At 61.1% G+C, this 5,265-nt stretch carries 4 protein-coding genes; 3 read left to right on the top strand and 1 reads right to left on the bottom strand.

Features of this window, described 5'->3' with window-relative positions:
• Nucleotides 1-2 precede the first annotated feature (2 nt).
• The 3 genes from FEM54_RS23625 to FEM54_RS23635 all read left to right on the top strand — a co-directional run bounded on the left by FEM54_RS23625 (nt 3) and on the right by FEM54_RS23635 (nt 4,664).
• Nucleotides 3-1,748 carry an ATP-binding protein gene (locus FEM54_RS23625; RefSeq protein ID WP_240792792.1) on the top strand — a complete coding sequence of 582 codons (1,746 nt, stop codon included), beginning with the start codon at nt 3-5 and terminating at the stop codon, nt 1,746-1,748.
• Nucleotides 1,742-3,067, top strand: coding sequence for a sigma-54-dependent transcriptional regulator (locus FEM54_RS23630; protein WP_099549377.1), 1,326 nt, complete (start codon nt 1,742-1,744; stop codon nt 3,065-3,067). The genes FEM54_RS23625 and FEM54_RS23630 overlap by 7 nt, the downstream gene beginning before the upstream one ends.
• A 277-nt stretch (nt 3,068-3,344) precedes the next feature.
• Nucleotides 3,345-4,664 carry an MFS transporter gene (locus FEM54_RS23635; protein ID WP_017139777.1) on the top strand — a complete coding sequence of 440 codons (1,320 nt, stop codon included), beginning with the start codon at nt 3,345-3,347 and terminating at the stop codon, nt 4,662-4,664.
• 55 nt (nt 4,665-4,719) lie between these two features.
• Here the strand turns inward: FEM54_RS23635 and FEM54_RS23640 are convergent.
• The coding region (locus tag FEM54_RS23640; RefSeq protein ID WP_138453350.1) for a COG4705 family protein at nt 4,720-5,265 on the bottom strand (546 nt) is incomplete at its 5' end.

Raw genomic sequence — 5,265 nt, forward strand, 5'->3', positions numbered from 1 at the left:
CCCTGCGACTGACTTTCTACTCGCTGTTGATCATCGCCGGCGCCGTGCTGGCCGCCGCCTTGGCCACCCGCCATGCCGAACGCCAGGCCTTGGTGGATGACGCCGCTCGCGCCAATCAACAACTGGCGCTGTATGCCAACTCACTGCATACCCTGATTGAACGTTACCGTGCCCTGCCCGCCGTACTGGCGCTGGATTCGGAAATGATCAGCGCCCTTAAAGCCCCGCTGGACACCGCCACCCAGGACTTGCTCAACCGCAAGCTGGAGCGCATCAACGGTGCCGCGCAGTCTTCCACTCTGGAATTGATGGACCGTAACGGTCTGGCCGTGGCCGCCAGCAACTGGAACCTGCCCAGCAGTTATGTCGGGCACAACTACGCGTTTCGCCCGTATTTCAGCCAGACCTTGAGCCAGGGCACCGGGCGTTTTTATGCGGTGGGGGTGACCACCGGCATTCCGGGTTATTTCCTCTCCAGCGCCGTGGTCGATGAGCACGAACAGTTCCTCGGCGCCATGGTGGTGAAGCTGGAGTTCCCCGAACTTGAGCGCGAATGGGCCCAAGGTAATGACCTGCTGCTGGTCAGCGATGCGCGTGGCATCGTGTTTATCGCCAATCAGCCGGGCTGGCGTTTCCGCAACTTGCGTCCGTTGTCGGCGAGCGACCTTGCCGAACTCAAGGCAACTCGCCAATACGACAAAAAACAGCTGCAGCCGCTGGACACCCAGACATTGCAGCGTTTTGACGAAAACAGCCATCTGATGCGTGTCAACGGCCCCGACGGCAACGCCAATTACATCTGGGAATCCCTGCCGCTGAAAGCCGAAGGCTGGACCTTGCACTTGCTGCGCAAACCGCAATTCGCCTTTGAAGACCAACGCAACGCTGGCCTTGCCGCCGCCGGTTCATGGCTGGCGCTGGTGTTCCTGCTGCTGTTCCTGAACCAACGCTGGCGCCTGGCCCGTTTGCGCCAACGCAGCCGCGAGGAGCTTGAACAGCTTGTCGAAGAACGCACCCAGGCGTTGCGCACCGCGCAGGATGGCCTGGTGCAGTCGGCCAAGCTGGCGGCCTTGGGGCAAATGTCCGCTGCCCTCGCCCATGAGATCAATCAGCCGCTGACCACCCAGCGCATGCAATTGGCGACCTTGCGCCTGCTGCTCGATCACGGCCGCGTGGACGATGCCTATAAGGCGCTCACCCCGCTGGACGACATGCTCACGCGCATGGCGGCGCTCACCAGCCACCTTAAGACCTTCGCCCGCAAGAGCCCCAGCGGCCTGCGCGAACGGCTGGATTTGGCCACGGTGGTCGACCAATCCTTGCACCTGCTCGACGCCCGCCTGCGCGATGAAAGCATTGGTGTGGTGTTGGACCTGAGCCGCCCCGCCTGGGTGCGCGGTGACGCGATCCGCCTGGAGCAAGTGCTGATCAACCTGCTACGCAATGCGCTGGACGCCATGGCCGACAAACCGCGCAAACGCCTGGAAATCCGCCTGCACGCCGACCAACAGCTGTGGCAACTGAGCGTCAGCGACAGCGGCGGCGGGATTGCCGAAGCCCATTTGAACAGCGTGTTCGATCCATTTTTCACCACCAAACCCGTGGGCGACGGCCTTGGCTTGGGGTTGGCCGTGTCCTATGCCATCGTGCATGAACTGGGTGGGCGCCTGCTCGCCGGTAACCGTGGCGACGGCGCGGTATTTACCCTGACCTTGCCCATCGCGCTGGAGACACCCGACCTATGTTGAACGCAGTGATTGTGGTGGATGACGAGGCGAGTATTCGCACCGCCGTCGAGCAGTGGTTGAGCCTGTCGGGATTCGAAGTGCAGTTGTTCAGTCGCGCCGAAGAATGCCTGGCACAGCTGCCCAAAGACTTTCCTGGCGTCATTTTGAGCGACGTGCGCATGCCCGGCCTCAGCGGCCTGGAGCTGCTGGCCGAAGTGCAGCGGCGTGACGCCGACTTACCGGTGATCTTGCTCACCGGCCATGGCGATGTACCGATGGCCGTGGAAGCCATGCGCGACGGTGCCTACGACTTTCTGGAAAAACCCTTCAGCCCGGACGCACTGCTCAACAGCCTGCGCCGCGCCTTGGATAAACGCGGGTTGATCCTGGAGAACCGTCGCCTGCATCAACAGGCCGACCATCGGGCGCAGCTGGAATCGAGCCTGCTCGGCGTGTCCCGTGGTTTGCAGACCCTGCGCCGGCAAGTGCTGGACCTGGCCAGCTTGCCGGTCAATGTGCTGATCCGTGGCGAAACCGGCAGCGGCAAGGAACTGGTCGCCCGTTGCCTGCATGATTTTGGCCCACGGGCAAAAAAGCCGTTTGTCGCGCTCAACTGCGCGGCCATCCCCGAGCAGCTGTTTGAAGCCGAGCTGTTCGGCCACGAAAGCGGCGCGTTCACCGGCGCCCAGGGCAAGCGCATCGGCAAGCTGGAATATGCCCACGGCGGCACGCTGTTCCTGGATGAAATCGAAAGCATGCCGCTGGCCCAGCAGGTCAAATTGTTGCGGGTGCTGCAAGAGCAAAAACTGGAGCGGCTGGGCTCCAACCAAAGTATCCATGTGGACTTGCGCATCATTGCCGCCACCAAGCCCGACTTGCTCGAAGAGGCCCGCGCCGGGCGGTTTCGCGAAGACCTGGCGTACCGTTTGAACGTCGCACAACTGCGCCTGCCGCCGTTGCGCGAGCGCCGCGAAGATATCCCGCTGTTGTTCGACCACTTCGCCCAAAGCGCCGCCGAGCGCCTGGGCCGCAACGTCGAGCCGTTGAGCGGCGCGCAACTGGGGCGCCTGCTCAGCCACGACTGGCCGGGCAATGTGCGCGAGCTGGCCAACGTCGCCGAACGCCAAGTGCTGGGCCTGGGTGAACCTGAGCCGGAAGGCGTCGAGGCCGGGCAATCCCTGGCGGCGCAACAGGAAGCGTTCGAAGCGCATTGCCTCAAGGCTGCGTTGACGCGGCACAAAGGCGATATCAAGGCGGTGTTGGCCGAGCTGCAACTGCCGCGCCGTACCTTGAATGAAAAGATGCAGCGGCATGGGTTGGTGCGGGAGATGTTTCTTTAGCTATTTTCGATGGCGTTTTCGAAGACGCTATCGCAGGCAAGCCAGCTCCCACAGTTGGAATGCGCATTCCTGTGGGAGCTGGCTTGCCTGCGATGAGGCCAGCAGCCATAAGCGGATTTCCGCTCACCACCCAATAATCATCAGCGACTTTCCGCTCAAAAAAATCTTGTAACCCTTCTATTCCGGGCCTTCATCTGTTTGGCACAGCTCCTGCTATAGCCCAAACCAGGCTGCGTTCGTGCGGCTCCATAAAAACAACTAGATGAAGGATCCTTCAATGGATAACTCCAACGCCCTGCCTCTGGGGTCGGCGGCCGCGCCGGCTAAAGAGCGCACCACTACCAGCCGTATCAAATCGATCTTCAGTGGCTCCGTCGGCAATATGGTCGAATGGTACGACTGGTACGTCTACGCCGCTTTCTCGCTGTACTTCGCCAAGACCTTCTTCCCCGCCGGTGACTCCACCGCTCAGTTGATGAACACCGCTGCCATCTTTGCCGTGGGCTTTATCATGCGCCCGATCGGTGGCTGGCTGATGGGCCTGTATGCCGACTACAAAGGGCGCAAGGCTGCGCTGATGTTCTCGGTATTGCTGATGTGCTTCGGCTCGCTGCTGATCGCGCTGACGCCGGGCTACGACACCATCGGTATCGGCGCGCCGATCCTGCTGGTATTTGCACGTTTGCTTCAGGGCCTGTCGGTCGGTGGCGAGTACGGCACCTCGGCCACTTACCTGAGTGAGATGGCGACCAAGGAGCGTCGCGGTTTCTTCTCCAGCTTCCAGTACGTGACCCTGATCTCCGGCCAGCTCATCGCCCTTGCCGTGTTGATCGTGTTGCAACAAACCCTGACCACCGAGCAGCTGTATGCCTGGGGCTGGCGCATCCCGTTCGCCATCGGCGCGCTGTGCGCAGTGGTCGCGTTGTTCCTGCGTCGCGGCATGGAAGAAACCGAGTCGTTCACCAAAAAGGAAAAAGCCAAGGAAAGCGCAATGCGCACCTTGATGCGTCACCCCAAGGAAGTGATGACTGTGGTCGGCCTGACCATGGGCGGCACCCTGGCCTTCTACACCTACACCACCTACATGCAGAAATACCTGGTGAACACGGTGGGCATGAGCATCTCCGACTCCACCACCATTTCGGCCGCCACACTGTTCCTGTTCATGTGCCTGCAACCGCTGGTTGGCGGGCTGTCGGACAAGGTTGGCCGCCGGCCGATCCTGATCGCCTTCGGCATCCTCGGCACGCTGTTCACCGTACCGATCCTCACCACCCTGCACACTATCCAAAGCTGGTGGGGTGCGTTCTTCCTGATCATGGCGGCGCTGATCATCGTCAGCGGCTATACCTCGATCAACGCGGTGGTGAAAGCTGAACTGTTCCCAACCGAGATCCGTGCGCTGGGCGTGGGCCTGCCGTATGCGCTGACTGTGTCGATCTTCGGCGGTACGGCTGAAGTGATTGCGCTGTGGTTCAAGAACATCGGCATGGAGACGGGTTACTACTGGTATGTGACCGCGTGTATCGCGGTGTCGCTGGTGGTTTACGTGACCATGAAAGACACCCGTAAACACTCGCGCATCACCACCGACTAAGGGTTTAGCGCGGTAAAAAATGTGGGAGCTGGCTTGCCCGCTCCCACATTTGGTTTCAGGAAACGTCCGCTAATGCGCTACGCCCATACCGACGCTGCGCATATGCCGCCCCGGCAATCATCACCACCAGCACTGCCGCCAGCACCGCCGATGAGCCAACGGTGCCGAAATCCATCCCGCCCTTTTCAGAGGGTTTGGTCAGAAAATCGCCCAGGGTTGCACCAAACGGGCGGGTCAGTACAAATGCCACCCAGAACAGCAGCACTGACGATATCTGTGTGAAGTATTTGAGTGCGACCACCACCGCAATCGCCGAGCCGATCAGCAAGGCGCCACCGGCAAAGCCCAACCCCGAATCGTCCGCCAGGAAGTCGCCCAACGCGGTGCCCAAGGTGTTGGAAAACAGAATCGCCATCCAGTAAAACAGCTCGCCGCGAAAGGTCTGGACCTTGTTCACGTTCAGCGAGTCGCCGCTCAAGCGCCACAGTGCAAAGATGATCATCAGGATCACGATCAGGATCATCGACCCTGCCGCATAGCCCAGGCCCAACGTGCGGTCCATAAAGTCCGACATGGTGGTGCCGGCCGTGCTGGTGGACAG

This window comes from Pseudomonas edaphica, assembly GCF_005863185.1.
GTDB classification, from domain to species: Bacteria; Pseudomonadota; Gammaproteobacteria; order Pseudomonadales; family Pseudomonadaceae; genus Aquipseudomonas; species Aquipseudomonas edaphica.